Origin of the sequence: Streptomyces caniscabiei (assembly GCF_014930365.1) — a bacterium.
Taxonomy (GTDB): domain Bacteria; phylum Actinomycetota; class Actinomycetes; order Streptomycetales; family Streptomycetaceae; genus Streptomyces; species Streptomyces caniscabiei.
Genome location: NZ_JABXWI010000002.1, coordinates 31,344 through 56,264, shown reverse-complemented (window position 1 = coordinate 56,264; position 24,921 = coordinate 31,344). Strand labels below are relative to the sequence as shown.

Here is a 24,921-nt window from a genome sequence, read left to right as displayed (position 1 = left end):
TTCGACACCGCCCGGGGCGCGGACCCCGAGGAAGGCCAGCAGCCGCATGCAGTCATCGCCCGGGGAGCGCTCCGCGCAGCCCCGCATCCTGCTCCTGTCGACGTCCGACACCGACCTGCTCAGCGCCCGCGCGGCCGCCGGCCCGGTCCCCTACCGCTTCGCCAACCCCTCGCGCCTCGCGCTGGACGACCTCCCGGCTCTCCTCGACGGCACCGACCTGGTCGTCGTACGCCTCCTCGGTGGCATCCGCGCCTGGCAGGACGGCCTCGACCTGCTGCTCGCCGACGGCCGCCCGGTCGTCGTCCTCACCGGTGAACAGGCGCCCGACGCCCAGCTGATGGCCGCCTCGACCGTCCCGGTCGGCATCGCCGCCGAGGCCCACGCCTATCTCGCCCACGGCGGCCCCGCCAACCTGGAGCAGCTGGCCCGCTTCCTCTCCGACACCGTCCTGCTCACCGGCCACGGCTTCGACGCGCCCGCGGCCGCGCCCTCCTGGGGCCCGCTGGAGCGCACCGCCCGCGACACCGCCGACGGCCCGACCATCGCCGTGCTCTACTACCGGGCCCACCACATGAGCGGCAACACCGCCTTCGTGGGCGCCCTGTGCGAGGCGATTGAGGAGAAGGGCGCCCGCGCGCTCCCGCTGTACGTGGCCTCCCTGCGGGCCCCCGAGCCCGAACTGATCGAGGAACTCCGCGCCGCCGACGCCATCGTCACGACCGTCCTCGCCGCGGGCGGCACCAAGCCCGCCGAGGCGTCGGCGGGCGGCGACGACGAGTCCTGGGACGCGGGCGCCCTGACCGGCCTCGACGTACCGATCCTCCAGGCCCTGTGCCTGACCGGTTCGCGTTCCGCCTGGGAGGAGAGCGACGAGGGCGTCTCCCCGCTCGACGCGGCCAGCCAGATCGCCGTCCCCGAGTTCGACGGCCGCCTGATCACCGTCCCGTTCTCCTTCAAGGAGATCGACGAGGACGGCCTGCCGGCCTATGTCGCCGACCCCGAGCGCGCCGCCCGCGTAGCCGGGATCGCCGTACGCCACGCGCGACTTCGCCACATCGCCAACGCCGACAAGCGTCTCGCGCTCGTCCTGTCCGCCTACCCGACCAAGCACTCCCGCATCGGCAACGCGGTCGGCCTGGACACCCCCGCCAGCGCGGTCGCCCTGCTGCGCCGCCTGCGCGAGGAGGGCTACGACTTCGGCACCGACGCCGAGGTGCCGGGCCTGGCCTCCGGCGACGGCGACGAGCTGATCCGCGCCCTCATCGAGGCGGGCGGCCACGACCAGGACTGGCTCACCGAGGAGCAGCTCGCCCGCAACCCGGTCCGGATCCCGGCCGCCGACTACCGCCGCTGGTACGCCGGACTCCCCGAGGAACTGCGCACGTCCGTCGAGGAGCACTGGGGCCCGCCGCCCGGCGAGATGTTCGTCGACCGCAGCGCCAACCCGGAGGGCGACATCGTCCTCGCGGCCCTGCGCTTCGGCAATCTGCTGATCCTCATCCAGCCGCCGCGCGGCTTCGGCGAGAACCCGATCGCGATCTACCACGACCCCGATCTGCCGCCCTCGCACCACTACCTGGCCGCCTACCGCTGGATCGCGGCCCGCGCCGACGACGGCGGTTTCGGCGCCGACGCGATGATCCACCTGGGCAAGCACGGCAACCTGGAGTGGCTGCCCGGCAAGAACGCGGGCCTCTCCGCCGCCTGCGGCCCCGACGCCGCCCTCGGCGACCTGCCCCTGATCTACCCGTTCCTGGTCAACGACCCGGGCGAGGGCACCCAGGCCAAGCGCCGCGTCCACGCCACCCTCGTCGACCACCTCGTGCCGCCGATGGCCCGCGCCGACTCCTACGGCGACATCGCGCGCCTGGAGCAACTCCTCGACGAGTACGCCCAGATCTCCTCCATGGACCCGGCGAAGCTGCCCGCGATCCGCGCCCAGATCTGGACCCTCATCCAGGCCGCCAAGCTCGACCACGACCTGGGCCTGGACGACCGCCCCGAGGACGACGGCTTCGACGACTTCCTGCTGCACGTCGACGGCTGGCTCTGCGAGGTCAAGGACGCCCAGATCCGCGACGGGCTGCACGTCCTCGGCAACCCCCCGGCGGACGCCGACCGCGTCAACCTCGTCCTCGCCATCCTGCGCGCCCGCCAGATCTGGGGCGGCACCCAGGCCCTGCCCGGCCTGCGCGAGGCGCTCGGCCTCGACGAGTCCGCCGCCACCCGTGTCACCGCCGACGAGGCCGAGGCCAAGGCCCGCGCGCTGGTCGAGCGGATGGAGGAGCTGGGCTGGGACCCCGACTCCGTCCCCGACGAGCACGGCGAACAGGTCACCGCCATCCTGGAGTTCGCCGCCCGCGAGGTCGTCCCGCGTCTGGAGGCCACCACCGCCGAACTCCACCACGTGGTCCACGCCCTCAACGGCGGCTTCGTCCCGGCGGGCCCCTCCGGCTCCCCGCTGCGCGGCCTGGTCAACGTCCTGCCGACGGGCCGGAACTTCTACTCCGTCGACCCCAAGGCCGTCCCCTCCCGCCTCGCCTGGGAGACCGGCCAGGCCCTCGCCGACTCCCTGCTGGAGCGCTACCGCGCCGACAACGGCGAATGGCCCACCTCGGTCGGGCTGTCGCTGTGGGGTACGAGCGCGATGCGCACGGCGGGCGACGACGTCGCCGAGGCCCTCGCCCTGCTCGGCGTCCGCCCCGTCTGGGACGACGCCTCCCGCCGCGTGACCGGCCTGGAGGCCATCCCGGCCGAGGAGTTGGGCCGTCCCCGTATCGACGTCACCCTGCGCATCTCGGGCTTCTTCCGGGACGCGTTCCCGCACACCATCGGGCTGCTCGACGACGCCGTACGTCTCGCCGCGTCGCTCGACGAACCGGCCGAGGCCAACCACGTCCGGGCGCACGTCCAGGCGGACCTCGCCTCCCACGGCGACGAACGCCGGGCCACCACCCGGATCTTCGGCTCCCGCCCCGGCACGTACGGCGCCGGACTGCTCCAGCTCATCGACTCCCGCGACTGGCGCACCGACGCCGACCTCGCCGAGGTCTACACGGTCTGGGGCGGCTACGCCTACGGCCGGGAGCTGGACGGCCGTCCGGCCCGCGAGGAGATGGAGACCGCGTACAAGCGGATCGAGGTGGCCGCGAAGAACACCGACACCCGCGAGCACGACATCGCCGACTCCGACGACTACTTCCAGTACCACGGAGGCATGGTGGCCACCGTGCGCGCGCTGCGCGGCACGGCCCCCGAGGCGTACATCGGCGACTCCACCCGGCCCGAGACGGTCCGCACCCGCACCCTCGTCGAGGAGACGTCCCGGGTGTTCCGCGCCCGCGTCGTCAACCCCAAGTGGATCGAGGCGATGCGCCGCCACGGCTACAAGGGCGCCTTCGAACTCGCCGCCACCGTCGACTACCTGTTCGGCTACGACGCCACCACCGGCGTGATCGCCGACTGGATGTACGACAAGCTCACCGAGACCTACGTCCTGGACGAGACCAACCGCGAGTTCCTCCAGCAGGCCAACCCCTGGGCCCTGCACGGCATCGCCGAGCGGCTGCTGGAGGCGGAGTCGCGCGGGATGTGGGAGAAGCCCGACCCGGCGGTGCTGGAAGGGCTGCGCCAGGTCTACCTGGAGACCGAGGGCGATCTGGAGGGCGGCGAGGACTGACGCCGGGCACCGGCGGCCCGGACGAGGGTGTCGAAGAGGGCCTGCTGCACGGGGTCCTCTTCGGCCGTGTCCTCGGGGTGCCACTGCACGGCGGTGAACCAGCCGGGGGAGCCCGGGAGTTCCAGTCCTTCCACCGTGCCGTCGGCGGCGCGGGCGGTGACCTCCAGACCCTCGCCGAGTCGGTCCACCCGCTGGTGGTGGTAGCAGGACACCTCCGCCTTCTGTGCTCCGGCGGCCTGCTCCAGCAGGGTGCCGCGCCGGAGCGCCACCGGGTGCACGAGGTGGCGGTGTTCGTGTTCCGGGCCGCCCATGTCCTGTTCCAGGGTGCCGCCGAGGGCGACGTTGACGACCTGGAGGCCCCGGCAGACCGCCAGCAGCGGGATGCCCGCGTGCAGGGCGGTGCGGGCGACGCCGAGGTCGAAGTCGTCCTGCACCTCGTCGACGTCGTAGACGCCGGCGTGGGTGTCGGTGGCGCCGTAGCGGTGCGGGGCGAGGTCGCCGCCGCCGGGCAGCAGCACGCCGTCGAAGCGGGCGAGGCGCTCGGCCACGTCGCCGTCGGCCACCGGGTGGATGCTCGCGGGTTCACCGCCCGCCCGCCACACGGCCTCGACCAGCGCGCGGGCGTTGACCTCGGCGGCGTACCGAAGCGCGGACGTCGTGGCGGCGAAGCGGGCGGGGATCGCGATCAGGGGCCGGGTCACAGCTGGATCCAGGTCGTCTTCAGCTCGGTGTACTTCTCCAGGGCGTGGGCGGACTTGTCCCGGCCGTTGCCCGACTGCTTCATGCCGCCGAACGGCACGGTCAGGTCGCCCTCCTCGTAACAGTTGACCCACACCGTTCCGGCCCTGAGCGCACGCGAGACGCGGTGGGCGGTGGTCAGGTCGGAGGTCCACAGGCCGGCGGCGAGTCCGTACTCGGTGGCGTTGGCCAGCCGCACGGCTTCGTCGAGGTCGTCGAAGGTGAGCACGGACAGGACCGGGCCGAAGATCTCCTCGCGGGCCAGCCGCATCCCGGGGTCCACCCGGTCGAAGACGGTGGGCTCCAGATAGCTGCCGCCCGTTTCGGCGCGGGTCCGGGAGCCGCCCGCGCGCAGGCGGGCACCCTCGGTCAGGCCGGTGGCGACATGGTCCCGCACGCGCTCCAGGTGGTCCTCGCCGACCAGGGCGCCCATCTCGGTGTCCGGGTCGAGCGGGTCGCCGACGCGCAGCTCCCGGGCGCGGGCGACGATCGCCTCCGTGACGCGTTCGGCGACGGAGGAGTGCACCAGGAGCCGGGAGGGCGCGGTGCACATCTCGCCCTGGTTGAAGAAGATGCCCCAGGCCGCCGTCGCGGCGGCCTTCTCCAGGTCGGGGGCGTCGGGAAGGATGATGTTCGGCGACTTGCCGCCCAGCTCCAGCCAGACGCGCTTGAGGTTGGAGTCGGCGGCGTAGCGCAGGAAGTGCCGCCCGACGGCCGTGGACCCGGTGAACGCCAGGACGTCCACGCCGGGGTGGAGCCCGAGGGCGCGTCCGGCCGTCGGTCCGTCGCCGGTGACGACGTTGAGGACGCCCGGTGGCAGTCCCGCCTCGGTGGCGATCCGGCCGAGCAGCAGAGCGGACAACGGGGAGTTCTCGGACGGCTTCAGCACGACCGTGCAGCCGGCCGCCAGCGCCGGGGCGACCTTCCAGCTGGCCAGGGTGAGGGGGAAGTTCCAGGGCACCACCGCGCCTACGACACCGGCGGGTTCCCGGGTGACCAGGGCCAGCGCGTCGGGGGCGGTGTGGGGCGACTCGTCGGTGAGTTTGTCGGCCAGCTGGCCGTACCAGCGGAAGGTGGTGATCGCCGCCCGCAGTTCGATGTCGTGCGCCTCCGTGTACGGCTTGCCCATCTCCAGGGTGATGGTCAGGGCGAGCTTCTCCCGCTGTTCCTCCAGGAGTTCGGCGACGCGCAGGAGCGTCCGGCCGCGGTCGGCGGGGGCCAGCCGGGGCCAGGGGCCGGTGTCGAAGGCGCGGCGGGCGGCGGCCACGGCCAGGTCGACCTCGGCGCTCCCGGCGCCGGCGACCTCGATGAGGGTCCGCCCGTCGCGGGGCGACACGACGGCGAAGGAGGCGCCCCCGCCCGGCTCGTCCTTTCCGTCGATGTGGTGCCGGTCGGGCAGCTCCAGTTCCTCGGCGCGACGGAGCAGGGCGTCGTGGGCGGGGGCGGGCATCGGCTCTCCTCTTCTTGTCCTGGCGGGGGCGGGCGGTGGCGGTGGCGCGGACGGGTGTGTCGGGCGCCGGTGGTCAGTCCGTGGCGGCCCGGGCGCCCCGGGTCAGCCGTGCCACGACGAGCCCGAGGACCAGCACCGCGGGAACGGTCAGTTGCAGCCACAGGGCGGTGGTCCGGTCGCCGCCGATGAGCGTGGTGAAGTTCTCGATGATCAGCCAGATCGCCCAGGCGATGCCGAGCGCGCCGAGGACCGGCGCGATCAGGGTGTTCCAGGGCCGGGTGTCGGCGCGGGTGCGGCGGAAGAAGACGATCACGGAGACCGAGGTCAGGAAGTACAGCAGCATCATCGCCAGGACGGCCACCCCGCTGAACCAGGAGAACAGCGTGAGCACGGGGTCCTTGCCCAGCAGCGCGAACGGCATGACCAGGGCGGCCGCGATCACCGTCTGGACGACGCCCGCCGCCCAGGGGGAGTGGCGCCCGTTCAGCGTGGTCAGTCCGCGCGGCAGCAGGCCCTCGCGGCCGAGGGAGAACAGGTAGCGGTTGGCGGAGTTGTGGAACGCCAGGATGCCGGCGAACAGCGAGGTGGCCAGCAGGACGGGCAGGACGTCGCCGGTCCAGGCGCCGAACTCGGCGGCGATCGGCGCGAAGACCCAGCCCGCGGCGTCGCCGCCCTCCAGCGCCTTGCCCGCCTCGGCCGTGGCCCGGGAGGCGCCGTGCGCGGAGACCAGCATCCACGAGGTGAAGGCGAAGAAGCCGGTGACGACCGCGACCGACAGATAGGTGGCGCGCGGGACCGTCTTCCTCGGCTCCTTGGCCTCCTCGCCGTAGATGGCGGTCGCCTCGAAGCCGAACATCGACGCGACGGCGAACATCAGCGCCACGCCGGGGGCGCCCTGGAGCGCCGCGTCCGGCGAGAAGCTGTCGGCGAGGCCGAGCCCCTCGGGGCCGCCGCCCTTGAAGAAGGTCACGAAGGCGAAGGCGATCAGGATGCTGAACTCCGCGAGGACGAACACGGCCAGCAGCTTGGCGCCCATCTCGATCCCGGCGGCGCCGAGGACCTGGACCACCACCATCGTGACCAGCGCCCAGACCCACCAGGCGATCCGCACGTCTGCGTAGTGCTCGACGAGGCCGCTGACCGTCGCGCCGTACAGGCCGTACATCGCGGCCTGGATGGCGCAGTAGGCGAAGAGCGCGACACCGGCGCTGCCGGAACCGGCCGAGCGGCCCAGTCCCTTGCCGATGTACGTGTAGAAGGCGCCCGCGTCCACGACGTGGCGGCCCATCGTGACGAAGCCGATGGAGAACAGCAGGATCACCACGCCGGCCGCGATGTACGCGGCGGGGACCCCGGCCCCGTTGCCGATGACGACGGCGATGGGGACGGCTCCGGCGATCCCGGTCAGGGGGGCCTGGGCGGAGAGGACGAAGAAGAGGATGCCCAGGACGCCGAGGGAATCGGGCTTGAGCCTGCCTGCGGTGGATGGATCGTGCGAGCTGTGCGGGGCGACCGCCGTCTGACTGTCCACTCGGATCACCTGTCGGGGACGGGGAGGGATGAGGGAGTTTCGCGCGGGAGGTATCGCGCGGGAGGATTCGCGGATTCGTTTAGGCCCAAACGAATTGCCTCATCGTGGGCCCGAACTATCCGTTTGGCAAGGGGTCGGCTGAAGATTTTCGGCAGGTGTGACCGTGGTGCGGCGAACGCCGAAAAGCCCCGGACGCCGGACGCCCGGGGCCGCGAACGCCGAGGTCAGAGGCTAGGCACGCCCGTCGCCGTCGCTGCCGTCGCTGCCGTCGCCGCCGTCGGCGTGGAGAAGGCGCAGGAGGGCGCGCAGCTCCTCCACGGCCCGTTCCGTGACCTCCGGCTCGTTGAAGACGAGCTGGTGCAGGACGAGACCGTCGAGCGCGGCGAAGACCAGCCGGGTCAGCGCCTTGTCCGCGCCGGCCGGCAGCATCCGGCCCAGCTCGCGCTGGGCGGCGTCGAAGTACTGGTCGTACAGCTCACGGATCTGCGGCAGCAGCTCCGGCCGGCGACGGGACTCCAGCAGCAGTTCGTACTGGAACGCCTGGGTGTCCGGATCGGCCGTGACCATCTCCGACAGCCCGGTGGAGAAGTCCGCGACCCTGCCGGTGCCCGGTTCGAGGGAGCTGGTGTCCAGGGAGGTGCGGATGGTGTGGGCGAGGGCCTCCTCGATCAGGGCGTCACGCGAACCGAAGTGGTGCACGACGAGCCCGTGGGTGACCCCCGCCTCCTCCGCGACCGCCCGGTAGGTGAGCCGGCGCAGCCCGCCCCGGGCCACCACACGCACGGCGGCGTTGAGCAGGGCCTCGCGCCCCTCGCCGTAGTGGAGGCGCTTGCGTGGCCGTCGGCTCTTCGGGACGTCGGCGGAGTCGGTCATGCGCGTGACCCTACCCGGCCGCCACCTGCGCCTCCCCGTCGCGGGACGTCACCGCCCGGCCCGCCGGACCCCCGACGCGGCGTCACCGCCGGGGCGGCCGGATGCCACGGAACTCCCAGTCGCCGCCGAGCGCCGTCGACAGGACCTCCTCGGACTCGGTGGGCTGCGCGCCGACGTCCGCGCGTACGGCGGTGGGGCCGGTGACGATGGGGTTGGTGAGCCTGCCCAGGCCCTCCACCTCCACCTCGACGACGTCACCGGGCTGTACGGGCCGGGAGTTCGCGGGCGTGCCGGAGAGCAGCACGTCCCCCGGGTACAGCGTGATGGTGCGGGCGATGTCGGCGACGAGGTAGTGCATGTCCCACTTCATCTCGTCCGTCGAACCGTCCTGGACGACCTCGCCGTTGACGTACGTCCGCAGCCGCTTGCCGTGGAAGTCCCAGTCGGTGACCAGGCCCGGGCCGAGCGGGCAGAGGGTGTCGGACCCCTTCACCCGGAGCATCGAACCGGCGTCGGTGTCGCGGAAGTCGTGCAGGCCGTAGTCGTTGGCGATCGTGTAGCCGGCGATGTACGCGCCCGCCTCGGCCGGGGAGATGTTCCTGGCCGTCCTGCCGATGACGATGGCGACCTCGCCCTCGTAGTTGAGCCACTTGCAGCCCTCGGGGCGGACGATCGCGCCCTTGTGGGAATTGAGCGACGAGGTCGGCTTGTGGAAGTACGTGGGCGTGTCGGGGAGCTCGATCCGGAACTCGTCGACCCGGCTGCGGTGGTTGAGGTGGACGGCGACGACCTTCGACGGCACGACCGGCGGCAGGTGGTGCGCCTCCTCGGTCTTGACGCGACGGCCGTCCCCGGCGACGAGTTCGTCCCCGTCGACGGTGACCTGGACGGTGGCGCCGTCGAGGAGGATGCGGCGGTACTCAGGCATGGGTGGGCTCCGTGGTGGTCGTAGGGGTGCTGCCGGTCCAGCCGCCCGCGGGGCGGTCGAACCAGAGGTGGACCTGGCCCGTGCCGACGGAGTTCTCGTACTCCCCGTACTGCCGGGCCCTGGCGGCACAGGCCCGCTCACCCAGCGCGCCCGCCATCATCAGGTAGTGGAAGAACTTGGCCTCGGGCTTGAACTTCCAGAACTCGTCCATGGTGTCGAGGACCTTGTCGTGCCGGCCCTCCTTGAACCAGGTGATCCGCTCCTCGTCGGCCGCGCGGGCCTCGGGGGTGAAGATGTGGACCGGATCGCTGGCCTCGTGGTCGCGCAGCTCGCGCAGCGGCCAGAAGGTGTGCGACAGCGCGCCCGAGGCGATGACCAGCACCCGTCGCCCGGGGGTGGCGGCGATCCCGTCGGCGAGCGCCCGCCCGAGCCGGAGATGGTCCTCCATGTCCCCGGTCTGACAGACCCCGATGGTGACCCACCGCTTGTCGGGCAGCCCCTCGCCGAGGAACTTCCAGAGGTTGATCGTGGCGTAGTAGATCGGCAGGTACTCGTCCTCGATCGCGGTGATCCAGGTGCCGTGCTTGTCCGCGAACTTCTCGATGTTCAGGGCGAGTTCGGGGTCGCCGGGAAAGTCGTAGGGCATCCGGCACATCCCGCGCGGCAGCTCCTCGGAGGTGAAGAGACCGGCGCGGCGCGCCTGTGCGGCGACGACGAACTCGACGGTGGTCGCCCAGTGCGAGTCGAGGACGACGACGGTGTCGTAGTCGTCACGGTCGAAGACGTCCCGGCGCAGCTCCCGTAGACCGGTGACGAGGGTGATCTCCTTGCCCTCGTTGAGCTCCAGCCGGTCGGCCTCCGGCAGGACGATGGTGGGGACGTGGGCGAGAAGTCCCGCCCCGACGATCTCACCCATGGCTGTTCCATCCGTTCGGTGCGGTCACGGTGTTCTTCACGTCGCAGTAGAAGTCGAAGCTCCAGGTGCCGCCCTCCCGGCCGACCCCGGACTGACGGGAGCCGCCGAAGGGTGCCTGGAGGTCGCGTACGAAGAAGCAGTTCACCCACACCGTGCCCGCGACCAGCCGCTCGGTGACCCGTGCGGCGCGCTCCCGGTCGCCGGTGGCGAGGGTGGCGGCCAGCCCGAAACGGGTGTCGTTGGCGAGCCGGACGGCCTCGTCCTCGTCGGTGAAGGTCTGTAGGGTCAATACCGGCCCGAAGACCTCCTCCTGCACGATCTCCGAGTCCTGGGCGACGTCGGTGAGCAGGGTGGGCGCGTAGTACTGCCCGTCCTCGCGGTGCCCGCCGATCACCACCCGGGCCCCGGCCGCCACCGCCCGCCGCACGAACCCGTCGATCTTCTCCAGCTGCCGGGGATGGATGTTCGGCCCGATGTCGGTGGCCTCGTCCCGGGGATCACCCTGGCGCAGGGCGCCGGCCTTCTCCGTGAACCGCCGGGTGAACTCCTCGGCGACCGACTCCTCGACCAGGAACCGGGTCGCGGCCAGGCACACCTGGCCGGCGTTGTCGTACTGCTCCACCGCGAGGTCCACCGCCAGGTCCAGATCGGCGTCCGCGAACACCAACAGCGGTGACTTGCCGCCCAGTTCGAGGCTGAGCGGGGTGAGGTTCGGCGCCGCCGACGCGGCGATCCGCTTCGCCGTCGGCACCGACCCGGTGAAGCTGATCCGCCGGACGTCCGGATGCGAGGTGAGCGCGTCGCCGATCTCCGAGCCGTAGCCCTGCACGACATTCAGCACCCCGGCGGGCAGCCCCGCCTCGGCGGCGATGTCCGCCAGCAGCGACGCGGTGAGCGGGGTCCACTCGGCGGGCTTGAGGATCACGGTGTTCCCGGCGGCGAGCGCCGGGGCGACCTTCCAGGTGGCCAGCATCAGCGGCGCGTTCCACGGGGTGATCAGCACGCACGGGCCGGCCGGGTCCCAGCTCACCTGGTTGGTGTGCCCGCGCGTCTCGAAGTCCTCGTGCTCCAGCGTCAGCAGCCAGTCGGCGAAGAACCGGAAGTTGTGCGCCACGCGGGGCATGACACCCCGACGGTGGGACCGCAGCAACGCCCCGTTGTCGTTCGTCTCGACGATCGCCAGCTCTTCGAGCCGCTTCTCGACCCCGTCGGCGATGGCGTGCAGAATCCGGGCGCGCTCGGCGCGGGGGGTGGCGGCCCAGCCGGGAAAGGCGTCCCGGGCGGCGGCGACGGCGGCCTCGACCTCGGCGGGCCCGCCCCGCGCGATCTCACCGAGGACGTTCCCGTTGATGGGGGAGACATCGGTGAAGGTCCCGGCGGAGGCGACCCGCCGCCCACCGATCCAGTGCCGGGTGTCGACGGAGACTCCGGCGACGGTAATTTTGTCAGACATGAAGGGGGATTCCTTTTCGGAGAGGAGCCAGACCAACCCACCCAGGGGCGCGGGGAACTGCGCGACCAGCCACAACGAACCCGCAGTCGCCCATGAACCTCACTCGGCAATCGCTTCGGACGTCCCGGACTCCAACAACCGCCCGCCGTCCCAAACCACCCCCACCTGCCGGTAGTACGCGGCGATCGGCTCACGAACCTCCAACCGAGCCAGCTCCTCCGTCGGCGCCTCGAACAACTCCAACTCGGCCTCCCCCACCCACGGCTGACCCGCCTCGAAGGACGCCGCCCCGGTCTCGATCAACTCGTCCAGCGCCAGCCCCTTCCCGGCCTCGATCGACGGCAGCCACCGGTGATGCGCCATCGGATGCGCGTTCACGAACCCGTTCGTCTCCGCCGGCTCCCGCAGCGTCACCACCGCCTGGGCCAGCCTCCGGTCCGCCGCGGCCAGGGTCGCCCCGAACCGGGCCCCGGCCGAGATCCGCGGAGCGGGCCCGTACGGGTGCGGCCGGGTCTGGTGGATGGACCCCAGCTTCTTCGGATAGCCCTGGTGCAGACCGCGGGCGATCGCGAAGTCCTTGTCGACCCAGATGTAGACGCACCGCGAGAACGTCCGCCCCTTGTACCGGCAGCGGACGACCGCGAAGGCCTCCTTGTACTGGGAGCGGACGGGGTCGAGCAGTTCCGCCCCCGACGCCGAGCAGGACTGCCAGTCGGCCCAGATCAGCGCGACCGCGCCGGGGTCCTCGTCGGCCAGCTCCAGTGGCTCGGGCAGCAGTTCACGCACCCGCGCCGGATCCGTGCGGTACTCGATCGTGAGCAGGTCGCCCGAGTAGTGCCACGGCGGCGACGGGATCAGCGACGAGGCTCCGCTCGCCGTCTTGGGGTGGAAGTATCCACGGACACTGGTCATGGTCAGGAGATCCTTACGCGGTGAGGGCGGGCTGCTGGAGCAGTGCGGCGCGGTGGCGGGCGGCGGCGGACACGGTCGTGGGTCCGCCGAGCGCGACGACCCCGACCAGCCGGCCGCCGTGGTGGTAGCCGACCAGGACGTCGCCGTCGGGGTCGCCGTCCAGGACCCGTACGTCGTCCCTGCCGAGCACGGGCGCGCCGAAGGACTGCAACCGGAAGTCGTGCTGGTCGCTCCAGAAGGTGGGCAGCGGCGCGAAGGGCGCCGGCTCGGCGCCGGTGAGGACCTTCGCCGCGTGCTTGGCCGTGTCCGTGGGGATGGACCAGTGCTCGACCCGGCGGGGCACACCGTCGTAGCGGGCGTTGGGGAAGCGGGCGACATCGCCGACGGCGACCACGTCCGCGTGGCCGCCGACCCGCAGGTGCTCGTCGGTCAGCACCCCGTCGGTCAGGTCGAGGCCGTTGCCCTCCAGCCACTCCACGTTGGCGAGCGAGCCCACGGACTCCACGACCACGTCGGCGGCCAGCACGGTCCCGTCGGCGAGCACCACGCCCGTGACCCGGTCCTCGCCCTCGAACCCGGCGACGCCCGTGCCGAGCGCGAACCGCACACCGCGCTCCTCGTGCCGTCGCAGCAGCGCACGTCCGAGCAGCTCGCCGAGCGGGCCGACCATGGGCAGCGGCAGCGGATCGACGACCGTCACCTCGGCGACGCCGAGGGCCACGGCGGTGGCGGCCACCTCGCAGCCGATGAACCCGGCCCCGACCACGACCACCCGGACGCCCGGCCGGGTCAGCTCCGCCCGCAGGCCCCGCGCGTCGGCGAGGGTGCGGACGGTGTGCCGGCCGGCGAGCGGGCCGGGGCAGGAGAGCCGGCGGGGCCGCATACCGGTGGCGACGACCAGAGCGCCGTACGACAGCCGCGACCCGTCGTCGAGGACGACGGCCCGCTCGGCGAGGCGGGCGGCGACGACCCTGGTGCCGAGCCGCCACTCCACGTCGGCCACGCTCGCGCGGGGCCGGAAGGCCAGCGACTCGAAGGACGCCTTCCCGGCCAGCACCTCCTTGGAGAGCGGGGGCCGGTTGTAGGGCATGTGCGGTTCCTCGCCGACCAGGGTGATCGCCCCGGTCCAGCCCGCCGCGCGCAGCTGTTCGGCGGCGCGCAGCCCGGCCATGGAGGCGCCGGCGACGACCACACGGCCCGGGCCCTGCGCCCGGCCCGCCTCGTTACCCGTTGCCGTCATGGGCTCAGCCCTCGATCCGGATGGCCTGGAGCGGGCAGACGTCGGCGGCTTCCGCTACCTCGTCCAGGAGTGCGTCGTCGGGGTCGCTGACGTAGCCCAGGCGCCCGTTCTCGTCGAGCTGGAAGACGTCGGGGGCGGCGAACACGCACTGTCCGTGATCCTGGCACTTGTTCATGTCGACGACGACCTTCATGGCCGGTCCTCCTGACGTGGCTCGTTTGACTCCAAACAACATAGGAAGCGGCTCACCCCTGGTCAATACCTGTCCAGGTGGATAATTTTTTGGTCCGGACCCCTTGCGGGCCGCTGGACCCGTTCCTATCGTTTGGCACCAAACAAACGGCCTCAGTCGTCGAGGAGACAACGGTGAGCGCATCCGAAACACCGGCCGTCAGGCAGCACCAGGAGCGGCTGGCCGCCGAGGGCATCGACGTGGTCCGGGTGACGTATCCCGACCTGATCGGTACCGACCGGGCCCGGGACGTGCTGCTCGACCAGCTGCCGACGGCCTGCGAGCACGGGCTCGCCTTCTGCCGGGCGGTCTACCACACCTCACCCCAGGGGGACGTCGTCCCCGTCGCCGGCGGTCTCGACGCGGGCCTGCCCGACATCCATGTGCGGCCCGACCTGGACACCCTGCTCGCCCTGCCCTGGGAGCCCGGTGTCGCCACCTGCCTCGGCGAGAGCATCGACCCCGCCACCGGGGCACCCGCCCCCGAATCGCCCCGCGACCTGCTGCGCTCGGTCCTCGCCCGCTGCGCCGAACAGGGCCTGCGCCCGGTGGTCGGCCCCGAGCTCGAATACTTCCTCTGCGACGCGGACCCGGCGTCCCCGACCGGCTGGACGCGGTACTCCGGCGCCACCGGCGCCGTCTACACCGCCGGCCTGCGCGCCGACCCCGAAAACCATCTGCTGCGCACCCTGCGCCACCTCCGCGACCTGCGCATCGGCGTCACCAATGGCAACCACGAGTTCGACGGCGGCCAGTTCGAGATCAACCTGACGCACTCGGACGCCCTCTCCGCCGCCGACCGCTCCTTCCGCTTCAAGGCCGCCGTCAAGGAACTCGCCCGCAAGGAGGGCCGCCTCGCCACCTTCATGGCCAGGCCCTTCAACGACGCCGGCGGCTCCGGCTTCCACCTCCACCTGTCCTGCGACGACGACCAGGGCCGCAACGCCTTCGACGACCCCGCCGGCCGCCACGGGCTGTCCGACACCGCCCGCCACGCCATCGCCGGGGTCCTCGCCCACGCCCCGGCGCTCGCCGCCCTCGCCAACCCGACCGTCAACTCCTACAAGCGCTTCGGCCCCGACACCCTCGCGCCCTGGCTCATCGACTGGGGCCTGGACAACCGCAGCGCCATGGTCCGCATCCCGCCCGAGCGCGGCGCCGGTGCCCGCCTCGAACTGCGTCTCGGCGACGCCGGCGCCAACCCCTACCTCCTGATCGCGGGCACGATCGCCGCCGCACTGCTCGGCGTCCGGGCGGGGGAGGAACCCCCGGCCCCGCTGGAGGGCTACGGCTACGACACCGCCAGGTCGGCCGTGCTGCCGATGAACCTCTCCGCCTCCCTCGACGCCCTGGAGGCGGACACCGCCCTCACCGAGATCCTCGGCAAGGCCTTCACCACCTCGTACCTCAGCTACAAGCGCGACGAGGTCGAACGCTTCCAACGGCACGTCACCGACTGGGAGTTCACCGAATACGCCTACCACCTGTGACGCCTGGGAGCACCCCCACCATGACCACTTCAGCCCGCCCCGCCTCCGTGCGCGAGGCCGTGCAGGAACCCATGCCGCTGGACGACGTGGACCTCGCCGACCTCGACAACTTCACCGACGGCGTCACCCCCTGGCGCATGTTCCACACCCTGCGCCACCGGGACCCGGTCCACTGGCAGCCCGAGGAGGCCCCCAACTCCGGCTTCTGGGCGGTCACCCGGCACGCCGACATCGCCCGCGTCGACCGCGACGCCGACACCTTCACCTCGACGAGGTTCGTCAACCTGGAGGAGGTCGACGAGGACCAGATCAGGACCCGCGCCTCCATCCTCGAACTGGACGGCGTCCGCCATCGCGCCCTGCGCAGCGTGATTCAGCGCCAGTTCGGCGCGAGCGTCATCAACAGCTACACCGACTTCCTGCGCGGTCTGACCGCCACCACTCTCGACGCGGCTCTCGCCAAGGGCACCTTCGACTTCGTCGCCGACGTCTCCGCCGACTTCCCCATCAACGTCCTGGCCCGCCTCCTCGACGTCCCCCCGGAGGACAACCAGCGGCTCATCGACTGGGGCAACCGCATCATCGGCAACACCGACCCCGACTACGCGGACGTCCTGCTGAACAGCGCCGAGAGCGAGCAGTACCGGCATCTGCCGTTCCGCTCGCCCGCCTCCCTCGAAGTCTTCGAGTACGGCCGCGAACTGGCCCGGCAGCGACGCGGCGGCGACGGCACAGACCTGGTCTCCCGGCTCGTCAACACCACCCCGCGCGACGGCGTCCCGCTCTCCGCGCAGGACTTCGACAACTACTTCCTGCTCCTGGTCGTCGCCGGCAACGAGACCACCCGCCACACCATCACCCACTCCATGCTGGCCCTGCTCCAGCACCCGGAGCAGCTCGCCCGCCTCCAGGAGGACCCGTCCCTGATCCCGGTGGCCACCGAGGAGTTCCTGCGCTGGGCCTCGCCCGTCTACCACTTCCGCCGCACCGCGACCCGTGACGTCGAACTCGGCGGCAAGCAGGTCAAGGAGGGCGACAAGGTCGTCATGTGGTACGCCTCCGGCAACCGTGACGAGGAGGTCTTCGGCAACCCGTACGACTTCGACGTCGCCCGCGCCGACAACGACCACGTCACCTTCGGCAAGGGCAGCCCGCACCTGTGCCTGGGCAATCTGCTGGCCCGCACCGAGATCCGCATCATGTTCGAGGAGCTGATCCCGCGCCTCGCCGACATCCGCCTCGTCGGCGACGTCCCGCGCGTCCGCTCCAACTTCGTCAACGGGATCAAGAAGCTGCCGGTCGAGGTCACCCTCGCCTGACGGACGCCCGGGCACCGGTGGGGGAGATGCCCGCCGGTGCCCGGGTGCTTTCCCCCCCGGCAGGCCGGCCGCTACATCCTTCCTGCCGCCGGACACGTCGACGCACGGCCGGTGCGGCCCCCCACCCGACCGGAGCGGGCACAGGATGTCGGGTGGGGCGGGGTGGCCGCTTCCTAGCGTGGTGGTCGAAAGGAAGGAGGCCGGGGTGCTGGAGCGGCTCAACCAGGCCATGGAGCACATCGAGCGCCATCTCGATCAGTCGATCGAGGTGGCGGACCTGGCGCGGATCGCGGTGACGTCGGAGTACCACCTGCGGCGGCTCTTCTCCGCGCTCGCGGGCATGCCGCTGTCGGAGTACATCCGACGGCGGCGGCTGACCGTGGCCGGTGCCGAGGTGCTGGTCCATGAGCGGACCCTGCTGGAGATCGCGGTGCGCTACGGCTACGGCTCGGGCGAGGCGTTCGCCCGGGCGTTCCGCGCCCTGCACGGCGTCGGCCCCGGGGAGGCCCGGCGCACCGGCGCGAGTCTGCGCTCGCAGCCCCGGATGTCCTTCCGCCTCGTCGTCGAAGGGAGCAGCAGCATGCGGTATCGCGTCATGGACAAGGAGGAGTTCCGGGTGGTCGGGAGGAAGACCCGTGTCCCGCTCGTGCACGAGGGGATGAACCCGGCGATCGCCGACTTCATCCGGGGCCTCGGACGGGAGACGCTCGACCGGATCGAGAGCCTGTCCGACCAGGAACCGAAGGGGATCGTCTCGATCAGCGACAATCTCGACGCCGGCCGGGCCGAGGGCACCGAACTCGACTACTTCCACGGAGCGGTGACGCGAGCCGCCGCGCCCGAGGACATGGACGAGCTGGTCGTCGAGGCCGGGACCTGGGCCGTGTTCGAGAACTCCGGGCCCTTCCCGCAGGCGCTCCAGCATCTGTGGCGGGACGTGTTCACCCAGTGGTTCCCGTCCAACCCGTACCGGAGCCGCCAGGGGCCCGAGATCCTGCGGACCAGGCTCTCGCCCGACGCGGCGCGGGCCGACGCGGAGCTGTGGATCCCGGTCGAGCGGACCTCGCTCTGAGCGCCGGCGCGCGGCGACTTCACCCCGTCGCGCGCCTGCCCCCGTCTCCCGTCCGCCGCTAGCGTGGAACGGCGTCGACCTGAGGTGGGGGCATGAGGGCGATCGTCGTGGGGGCGGGCATCGGCGGACTGGCGGCCACCCTGAGTCTGCGGCGGGCCGGGTGCGAGGCGACGCTCGTCGAGCAGGCGCCTCGGTTCACCGAGATCGGGGCGGGAATCCAGCTCGCGCCCAACGCCACCCGTGTGCTGCGCCGGCTCGGCCTGCTGGACGCGGTCGACGCGTGCGCCACCCGGCCGTCCCGGCTGAGCTTTCGCACCTGGTCCGACGGCGCCGAGATCTGCCACTACGCGCTGGGGCGCGAGGCCGAGGAGGCGTTCGGGGCGCCGTACCTCCAGGTCCACCGGGCCGATCTGCACCGGGTGCTGGCCGCCGCGGTGCCGCCCGGGGCGGTGCGGCTGGGCACCACGGTGGTGGACGTCGGACAGGACGACCGGGCGGCCCATGTGACGACCGCCGCCGCAGAACGACTGGAGGCGGACCTCGTCGTCGCCGCCGACGGGGTGCGCTCCGCCGCCCGCCGACGCCTCTTCGGCGCCGACGAGGCCCTGTACTCGGGGACCGCCGCGTACCGGGCCCTGCTGCCGGCCGAGGAGGTGACGGATCTGGACCTGCCGGAGTACGCGCTCTGGCTCGGCCCGGGACGGCACTTCGTGCACTACTGGGTGCGGCGCGGCGAACTGCTCAACGTCGTGGGCGTCGTCGGGACCGACGCGGCCCGGGAGTCATGGACCGCCCGGGCCGAGCCGGGGGAGCAGCTCCGCGCGTTCGAGGGATGGGACCCCCGGGTGCGCCGCCTCCTCGGCCGGACGGGGACGGTGCTCCGGTACGGCATCCACACCCGCGCCCCGCTCGCCCGCTGGAACACCGGCCGGGTCACCCTGCTCGGCGACAGCGCCCACGCGATGGTGCCCTTCCAGGCCCAGGGCGCGGCCCAGGCCCTGGTCGACGCGGCCGTGCTCGGCGACTGTCTCGCCGGTGCGACACCGGCCGACGTGCCCGACGCGCTCGACCGGTACGTACGCCGCCGGCTCTCCGCCGCCACGAAGGTGCAGGCCGGTTCCGCGCGGGCGGGGGAGGACTACCACCTGCCGGACGGACCGGAGGCCGACGCCCGCGACGCCCGTATGGCCGCGCAGGCGGCGGAGCACGAGTTCGGCCCCCACGCGGGCGCCTGGGGTGTCGACGCGTTCGAGGAGCCGTCGCCGTAAGGGCCCGAAGGGCCGGTGGGGCCGTGCGAGATCGGCACGGAGTGTCTCTTTCGGACGAACATCCAATCTTTCGGCGAGGTGAACTCGCGGGGTTCTGCCGAGTCTCCACTTGATCCATAGTTACGGGCGTGTTTCGGAAGTCTCATTCCGAATAGCGGAATTAGCTCGGAGGATGCCCGTGTCGCTGTCCGTCCCGTCACCGTCGCTGCCCCGGCGCGCCGCCCGTCTGCTGCGCACCTCGCTCTTCCTCCAGGTCGGCCTCGCCCTGGTGCTCGGCGTTCTCGTGGGACGGCTCTGGCCCGACGCGGGCACCGCCGTCCAGCCGCTGGGCGACGGCTTCGTGCGGCTCATCAAGGCCGTGATCGCGCCGCTGGTGTTCTGCGTCGTCGTCACCGGCATCGCCAAGGCGGGCAACCTGCGAGCCTTCGGCCGGATCGGCCTCAAGGCGCTGATCTGGTTCGAGGTGGCGACCACGTTCGCCCTGCTCATCGGGCTGCTCGCGGGCAACCTCGTCCAGCCGGGCGCCGGGATGAACGTCGACCCGGCACAGCTCGACGCCGCCGCGGTCGACTCGCGGACGGGCGGCGGTGCGCTGCCCTCGACCAGCGAGTTCCTGCTGCACGCGCTCCCCGAGAGCGCGGTGGGCGCCTTCGCCGAGAACTCCCTGCTCCAGGTCCTGGTCCTGGCCTGCCTGGTGGGCGCCGCCCTGCTCCACCTGGGCCACACCAAGGTGCCCAAGATCCTCCCCGCGGTCGAGCAGGTGCAGGAGGTCGTCTTCGCGATCGTCGGCTTCATCATGAAACTCGCCCCGCTCGCCGTCTTCGGTGCCACCGCCCATCTGGTCGGCCAGTACGGGCTGGGCGTGATGTCGACGTACGGCAAGCTGATCGCCGTCTGCTACACGGTCGCCGCCCTGTTCCTGGTGCTCCTGGCGGTCGTGCTCAAGGCGGTCACCGGGCTCAGCCTGTGGCAGTTCGTCCGCTACACCCGTGAGGAGATGCTGCTCGCGCTCGGCACCGCCTCCAGCGAGACCGTCATGCCCCGCATGATGCAGAAGCTGCGCCACGCCGGCTGCCGCGACGACGCCGTCGGGCTCGTCGTGCCCACCGGGTACTCCTTCAACCTCGACGGCGCGTCCATCTACCTCTCCATCGCCACGCTCTTCATCGCCCAGGCCGTCGGCGTCGACCTCACCCTCGGGCAGCAGGTCACCGTCGTCCTGATGCTGATGCTCACCAGCAAGGGCATGGCGGGCGTACCCGGTTCGGCCTTCCTCGCCCTCTCGGCGACCGCCTCCGCGCTCGGGGTCGTTCCGGCCGGCGCCGTCGCCCTCCTCCTCGGCGTCGACCGCATCATGGACTCCATGCGCGTCGCCACCAACCTCCTCGGCAACTGCGTCGCGGCCTTCGGCGTCTCCCGCTGGGAGGGTGCCCTGGACACCGCTCGCGCGAAGAAGGTCCTCGGGGGAGAGCTGCCCTTCGTCGGGGAGGAGGCGGACACGGAGGACCACGACGTGCGCGTGACGGCCGGGAACGTGACCCCGGCCGAGGCGGTCGTGAGCCCCCGCGAACCCGCCGAGTCCCAGGACGAGCCGGGCAGGGACCGTCCCGCCAGGACGGCGTGAGACACGAGCGGAGCGGGGGCCCCAGGACCGTCAGGTCGCGGGCTTCCAGCCCGGCAGCGTCGGCAGGACCTTCTCGGCGACACGGAACAGCGCCTCGTCGTCCGGTCGCTGGGAGTCCTGGCGGTAGATGACGAGTTCGAAGGTGCTGCCGCTGTCCTTCGGGTCGGTCGCGACCAGCAGCTGCCGGGCGACGCCGCCGGGCCCGGACTGCGCGTCGCTGCCGTCGAGCCGGAACGAGATGGAGATGGTCCGGCCCGAGGACAGGGCCGCCGCATGCCCGAGGACCTTCCTGGTCTGGACGTCCGCACCCAGGTAGGCGATCGAATCGGCGACCGGGAGATCCTCGGACGACGCCGACAACTCGACGGTGTACGTGTCGAGTTCGACCCTCGCCTCGGGGGTGACGGTCTTGGTGCCGTCGAACCAGGTGGACTCGTTGTCGCTGCCCGACGCGGTCACCGCCTGCTCGGTCGGTGTCCCGAGGAGCTCCGGCAGGTCGGAGCGGTTCAGGGCGGTGCACAGCCGCGCGCCCGAGACCTCGGTCCGGGGCGCCGGGGAGGCGTCGTCCGAGGACGAGCAGACGGCCGGCCCCAGGGTCTCGGGGGTCGTGTCGAGAAGGTCCGCGAGCAGCCACATCCCGCCCAGCAGCACACCGACGGTCGCCACCGCCGAGACCACCTGGGCCGCCGTCCCCATCTCCTTCGGCGGACCCACGCGCACGTCCGTGCGCGGACCCGGCTCCGCATCCGCTGTCGAGTCCGCTCCGGAAGCGGCCGAATCGTCGATCATGTCCCCGTGCCCCCACCTTGATGTGCACACGCCTGACGCGCGCCGGGGGAGCCTAACCGCTGATCGCCGCGAGGAGAAACGGGATTCCGTACGGGCCCTTCCCGTCGCCCTCGAACCCTGCTGAGCAGGCGTGAAGAAGGGCCTCGCAGGGGAGACCGAGACCCTGTGCGCCCGCCGCTCGCGGGCGTTCGTCGCTGTCCCCGCGATCCCCCCCGCCATGGTTGAACGTGAAGGGAAGAACGTGAAACGAAGCAGCGGTACGGCCGAGCAGGGCTCCCTCGGTGTCGCCGTCGTCGGCACCGGCCGGATGGGCGCCGACCACGCGCGCCGGATCTCCGAGGTGATCAGCGGCGCCCATGTGGCCGCCGTGGTCGACGTCGACACCGACCGCGCCGACGCGGTCGCCGCCGGCATCGCGGCGTGCGTGGCCTTCGACGACCCCGCCGAGGCCCTCGCCGCCCCGGGCGTCGACGCCGTCCTCGTGGCCTCGCCGGGCCCCGCCCACGAGGCCGCGCTGCTCGCGGCGTTCGCCCACGACCTGCCCGTCCTGTGCGAGAAGCCCCTCACCCCGGACACCGCCTCCGCGCTCCGACTGCTGGAGGCGGAGCAACGGCTGGGCCGGCGCCGGGTGCAGGTGGGGTTCATGCGCCGCTACGACCGTGAGTACGTCAAGCTCAAGGCCCTGCTGGACAGCGGCGACCTGGGCCGGCCGCTGCTGCTGCACCACCGGCACCGCAACGCCGCGCCCCCGCCCGGTTTCACCGACGCCATGGCCGTCAACGACTCCGTGGCCCACGAGATGGACATCACCCGCTGGCTGCTCGGCCAGGAGATCACCGCTGTCACCGTGCTGCGGCCCCGCCCCTCCGCACACGCTCCCGCCGGCCTGAGCGACCCGCAGCTCGTCGTCTTCGAGACCGACGGCGGCGCGGTGGTCGACGTGGAGATCTTCCTCAGCGCCCGCTACGGCTATCAGGTGCAGGCCGAGGCCGTCTGCGAGGACGGCACCGCCCGGATCGGGGACGGACACGACATGCTCGTCAACACGGCGGGCCGCTGGGGCGGCACGGTCACGCCGAGCTACCTCGAACGGTTCGAGGACGCCTACGACCGACAGGTCCAGGCCTGGGTGGACGCCACCCGGCGCGGCGAGGTCACCGGGCCCAGCACCTGGGACGGGTACGCCGTCGCCGCGATCTCCGAGGCGGGCGTCCGCGCCCAGACCGAGGGCGTCCGCGTGGAGGTGGAACTCGCCGCCCGCCCCGCCCTCTACCGCTGACCTCCGGCGTCCGGGCGATCGCCGACGCTTCCACCGCCCCAGGAAGCCGAACCCGGGCCACGAACCGGTCGGCCACTCCGGCGACGACCTCACCGTCGCCGGTTCCGCAGGCGCCGACCTCCGGCGGGCGGAGGGACAGCCGCACCGACCCGCAGTGGCTGATCGTCCACCGGGGGGCCGCCACTGTGGTCCTGGGGCACCAGCACCAACCTGCTGTGGACCTTCACCGAGGTCTGACGCCCACGGACGCCCGTCGACGCCCGCTCACACCTGGTCGGTCAGATCCAGCAGCACCTTGGAGGCGACCGTACGGTCCCGCGCGGTCTCGAAGGCGGCCACGGACCGCTGCAACGGGAAGGTGTGCGTGACGACCGGGTCGACGGGGAGGCCCTGGGCCAGCAGGGACAGGGCCTCGTCGAACTCGGTGTCGAAGCGGAAGGAGCCGCGCAGCTCCAGCTCACGGGTGACCGCCACATTGCCGAGCAGGCCGATCTCCCCCGGCGGCAGCAGCCCGAGCATGACCACGGTGCCGCCCCGCCGCGCCCGCTCCACACAGCCGCGCAGCCCGGTCGGCGCCCCGGACGCCTCCACGGCGACGTCGAAGACGCCGGCCCAGTGCGGGTCGGCGGGCCGGTCCGCCCGCGCGGTGGCGGTCGCGCCCACCGCGGTCGCGATCCGCAGCGGCTCCTCGTGCAGATCGGCGGCGACGACCTCGGCGGCTCCGGCGTGCCGCAGCGCCGCCACCACCAGACAGCCGATCGGGCCCGCCCCCGTGACCAGGACCCGCCTGCCCCGCACCTCGCCCGCCCGGCGCACGGCGTGCAGCGCCACCGCCAGCGGCTCGGCGAGCACGGCACGGCGCAGGTCGAGCCCGGCCGGCAGCTCGCGGACCTGACCGGCGGGCACGCTGAGACGCTGCGCGAACCCGCCCTGCACATGCGGGGTGTGGGCCGCGCTGCCCAGATAGCGGGTGTGGGCGCAGACGTTGCGGGCGCCCCGCGCACACTCCGGGCAGACCCCGCAGGGCGTGGCCGGATGGATCGCGACCGGCGCGCCGACCGGCGGGGTCTCGGGCCCCTCGGCCCCGGGACCGAGCGCGGCGACATGGCCGACCACCTCGTGACCGAGCACCATGGGCTCGCTCACCGCGAAGTCGCCCACCCGGCCCCGGTGGTAGTAGTGCAGATCGGATCCGCAGATCCCGCCGAGCGCCACGGCGACCTCGATCTCGCCGGGCGCGGGACCGTCGTGGGGCCGCTCCTCGACCCGCAGGTCACCGGCTCCGTGGACAACACACGCGTGCATGGGGGGCTCCTTGGGGGGTCGGCCGGGTCACAGGACGGACAGCATGCCGCCGTCGACGTACAGCAGCTGCCCGTTCACGAAGTCCGAGGCGGGGGAGGCGAGGAAGAGCAGGGCGCCGACCAGGTCCTCGACCTTGCCCCAGCGCCCGGCGGGTGTCCGCCCGCGCACCCAGGCGCTGAACTCCTCGTCCGCGACCAGCGCCGAGGTCAGCTCGGTGTCGAAGTAGCCGGGGCCGATGCCGTTGACCTGGATGCCGTGCGGTCCCAGGTCGGCGCACATGCCCTTGGTGAGCATCTTCAGACCGCCCTTGGTCGCCGCGTAGGGGGCGATGCCGGGGCGTACCGCCTCGCTCTGCAGCGAGCAGATGTTGACGATCTTGCCGTGGCCCCGGGGGACCATCCGGCGGGCGACCTCACGGCCCACGAGGAAGGCGCTGGTGAGGTTGGTGTCGAGCAGGCTGTGCCAGTCCTCGTCGGTGAAGTCGAGGAAGGGAGCGCGGCGTTGGGCGCCGGTGTTGTTGACCAGGATGTCGACGGGGCCGGCCCGGTCCTCGATCCGGGCGACGGCGGCGGCGACCGAGGCGGGGTCGGTGACGTCGAACGCCTCCGCGAGGACCGCCTCGCCGAACGTGCCGGCCAGCTCCTCGCGGGTGCTCTCCAGGGCGACCGGGTCCCGGCCGTTGAGGACGACCGTGCAGCCGGCCTCCAGAAGGCCGACGGCCAGTGCGCGGCCGATGCCCCGGCTCGACCCGGTGACCAGGGCGACCTTCCCGGTGACGTCGAAGAGAGGGTGGCTCGTCATACGCGGATCTCCCTGTTTTCCC

20 protein-coding genes are annotated in these 24,921 nt (G+C 72.4%); 7 read left to right on the top strand and 13 right to left on the bottom strand.

Going from position 1 to position 24,921, the window contains the following annotated elements; all coding sequences use genetic code 11:
• Window positions 1-46: 46 nt before the first annotated feature.
• Complete coding sequence (gene cobN, locus HW837_RS04800; protein WP_193381874.1) at window positions 47-3,679, top strand: cobaltochelatase subunit CobN; 3,633 nt, start codon at window positions 47-49, stop codon at window positions 3,677-3,679.
• On the opposite strand, the gene HW837_RS04795 is transcribed toward cobN, so the two are convergent.
• The 10 genes from HW837_RS04795 to HW837_RS04750 form a co-directional block, all read right to left on the bottom strand.
• Complete coding sequence (locus HW837_RS04795) at window positions 3,637-4,380, bottom strand: gamma-glutamyl-gamma-aminobutyrate hydrolase family protein (protein WP_045559994.1); 744 nt, start codon at window positions 4,378-4,380, stop codon at window positions 3,637-3,639. The two genes, cobN and HW837_RS04795, sit on opposite strands and share 43 nt — an antisense overlap.
• Entirely contained in the window at window positions 4,377-5,867 is a 1,491-nt protein-coding gene (locus tag HW837_RS04790) for an aldehyde dehydrogenase (protein WP_193382318.1), read from the bottom strand. Before HW837_RS04790 ends, HW837_RS04795 begins: the two co-directional genes overlap by 4 nt.
• 73 nt (window positions 5,868-5,940) lie before the next feature.
• Complete coding sequence (locus HW837_RS04785; RefSeq protein ID WP_093790513.1) at window positions 5,941-7,398, bottom strand: APC family permease; 1,458 nt, start codon at window positions 7,396-7,398, stop codon at window positions 5,941-5,943.
• A gap of 231 nt (window positions 7,399-7,629) precedes the next feature.
• A complete protein-coding gene (locus HW837_RS04780; protein ID WP_193381872.1) occupies window positions 7,630-8,271 on the bottom strand; it encodes a TetR/AcrR family transcriptional regulator in 642 nt (213 codons plus the stop codon).
• An 82-nt stretch (window positions 8,272-8,353) separates the two neighbouring features.
• Window positions 8,354-9,199, bottom strand: a complete 846-nt coding sequence (locus tag HW837_RS04775) for a fumarylacetoacetate hydrolase family protein (protein WP_193381871.1) — start codon at window positions 9,197-9,199, stop codon at window positions 8,354-8,356.
• On the bottom strand, window positions 9,192-10,115 hold the full coding sequence (locus HW837_RS04770) for a 3,4-dihydroxyphenylacetate 2,3-dioxygenase (RefSeq protein WP_093790515.1): 924 nt from the start codon (window positions 10,113-10,115) through the stop codon (window positions 9,192-9,194). The genes HW837_RS04775 and HW837_RS04770 overlap by 8 nt, the downstream gene beginning before the upstream one ends.
• A complete protein-coding gene (locus tag HW837_RS04765; protein WP_045560000.1) occupies window positions 10,108-11,568 on the bottom strand; it encodes an aldehyde dehydrogenase in 1,461 nt (486 codons plus the stop codon). Before HW837_RS04765 ends, HW837_RS04770 begins: the two co-directional genes overlap by 8 nt.
• A 99-nt stretch (window positions 11,569-11,667) precedes the next feature.
• Entirely contained in the window at window positions 11,668-12,480 is an 813-nt protein-coding gene (locus tag HW837_RS04760; RefSeq protein WP_193381870.1) for an acetoacetate decarboxylase family protein, read from the bottom strand.
• Window positions 12,481-12,493: 13 nt separating this feature from the next.
• Entirely contained in the window at window positions 12,494-13,720 is a 1,227-nt protein-coding gene (locus tag HW837_RS04755; RefSeq protein ID WP_193381869.1) for an NAD(P)/FAD-dependent oxidoreductase, read from the bottom strand.
• A gap of 4 nt (window positions 13,721-13,724) precedes the next feature.
• Complete coding sequence (locus HW837_RS04750; RefSeq protein WP_193381868.1) at window positions 13,725-13,913, bottom strand: ferredoxin; 189 nt, start codon at window positions 13,911-13,913, stop codon at window positions 13,725-13,727.
• 173 nt (window positions 13,914-14,086) lie between these two features.
• Here HW837_RS04750 and HW837_RS04745 point away from each other — a divergent pair, with 173 nt between their 5' ends.
• The 5 genes from HW837_RS04745 (at window position 14,087) to HW837_RS04725 (ending at window position 20,725) form a co-directional block, all read left to right on the top strand.
• Complete coding sequence (locus tag HW837_RS04745; protein ID WP_193381867.1) at window positions 14,087-15,442, top strand: glutamine synthetase family protein; 1,356 nt, start codon at window positions 14,087-14,089, stop codon at window positions 15,440-15,442.
• A gap of 20 nt (window positions 15,443-15,462) precedes the next feature.
• A complete protein-coding gene (locus tag HW837_RS04740; protein WP_193381866.1) occupies window positions 15,463-16,761 on the top strand; it encodes a cytochrome P450 in 1,299 nt (432 codons plus the stop codon).
• Between the two features lie 205 nt (window positions 16,762-16,966).
• Window positions 16,967-17,833 (top strand): AraC family transcriptional regulator, encoded by an 867-nt coding sequence (locus tag HW837_RS04735; protein WP_045560006.1) that lies wholly within the window; start codon window positions 16,967-16,969, stop codon window positions 17,831-17,833.
• A gap of 92 nt (window positions 17,834-17,925) precedes the next feature.
• A complete protein-coding gene (locus tag HW837_RS04730; protein ID WP_045560007.1) occupies window positions 17,926-19,101 on the top strand; it encodes an FAD-dependent monooxygenase in 1,176 nt (391 codons plus the stop codon).
• A 172-nt stretch (window positions 19,102-19,273) separates the two neighbouring features.
• Window positions 19,274-20,725: a cation:dicarboxylate symporter family transporter gene (locus HW837_RS04725; RefSeq protein ID WP_045560008.1), complete on the top strand. Its 1,452-nt coding sequence runs from the start codon at window positions 19,274-19,276 to the stop codon at window positions 20,723-20,725.
• 30 nt (window positions 20,726-20,755) lie between these two features.
• Here the strand turns inward: HW837_RS04725 and HW837_RS04720 are convergent, their stop codons facing one another.
• A complete protein-coding gene (locus HW837_RS04720; protein ID WP_256255083.1) occupies window positions 20,756-21,439 on the bottom strand; it encodes a DUF6215 domain-containing protein in 684 nt (227 codons plus the stop codon).
• Between the two features lie 316 nt (window positions 21,440-21,755).
• Here HW837_RS04720 and HW837_RS04715 point away from each other — a divergent pair, with 316 nt between their 5' ends.
• On the top strand, window positions 21,756-22,793 hold the full coding sequence (locus tag HW837_RS04715; RefSeq protein WP_313895489.1) for a Gfo/Idh/MocA family protein: 1,038 nt from the start codon (window positions 21,756-21,758) through the stop codon (window positions 22,791-22,793).
• Between the two features lie 264 nt (window positions 22,794-23,057).
• Here HW837_RS04715 and HW837_RS04710 read toward each other — a convergent pair whose 3' ends face one another.
• Complete coding sequence (locus HW837_RS04710) at window positions 23,058-24,098, bottom strand: L-idonate 5-dehydrogenase (protein ID WP_045560010.1); 1,041 nt, start codon at window positions 24,096-24,098, stop codon at window positions 23,058-23,060.
• Window positions 24,099-24,125: 27 nt separating this feature from the next.
• On the bottom strand, window positions 24,126-24,899 hold the full coding sequence (locus HW837_RS04705; protein WP_045560011.1) for an SDR family oxidoreductase: 774 nt from the start codon (window positions 24,897-24,899) through the stop codon (window positions 24,126-24,128).
• Window positions 24,900-24,921 lie beyond the last annotated feature (22 nt).